Source organism: Pseudomonas sp. EL_65y_Pfl2_R96 (assembly GCF_963970905.1).
Classification (GTDB): Bacteria; Pseudomonadota; Gammaproteobacteria; order Pseudomonadales; family Pseudomonadaceae; genus Aquipseudomonas.
The window spans coordinates 1-525 of record NZ_CAXAQH010000222.1 but is presented as its reverse complement, the minus strand read 5'-3'; the positions used below and the strand labels follow the sequence as shown (position 1 = coordinate 525).

The 525-nt window shown below is 67.2% G+C and carries 1 protein-coding gene; it reads left to right on the top strand.

Annotated features, from left to right (window positions below):
• Positions 1-525: recombinase family protein (locus AACY49_RS30320; RefSeq protein WP_339527948.1), on the top strand; the 525-nt coding region annotated here is incomplete at both ends.

Below are 525 nucleotides of genomic sequence, written 5' to 3'. Positions count from 1 at the left end.
ATCGGATATGTGAGGGTGTCCAAGGCTGACGGATCGCAGACGCTGGCACCACAGCGCGATGCGCTGCTCGCCGCCGGCGTCGATCCCTCACGCATTTATGAGGATCTCGCTTCGGGTCGCCATGATGCGCGCCCCGGCCTGACCGCCTGCCTCAAGGCGTTGCAGCCCGGTAATACACTGGTCCTCTGGAAACTTGACCGCCTCGGGCGCGACCTTCGGCATCTGGTCATCACCGCCGAGGCGCTGCGTGAGCGCGGCATTGGGTTGAAGGTACTGACCGGCGCCGGCGCGCAGATTGACACCACCACCGCCAACGGCCGCCTAGCCTTTGGCATCTTCGCCGCTTTTGCAGAGTTCGAGCGCGAGTTGATCGCCGAGCGCACACAGGCCGGCCTTGCCGCGGCACGCGCGCGGGGGCGCATGGGAGGGCGACCCCGCAAGATGGACAAGGCAACGCTGGCGATGGCGATGGCCGCCATGTCCGATCGCAACGCGATCGCAGCCGATGTCGCGCGCCGTCTCGGG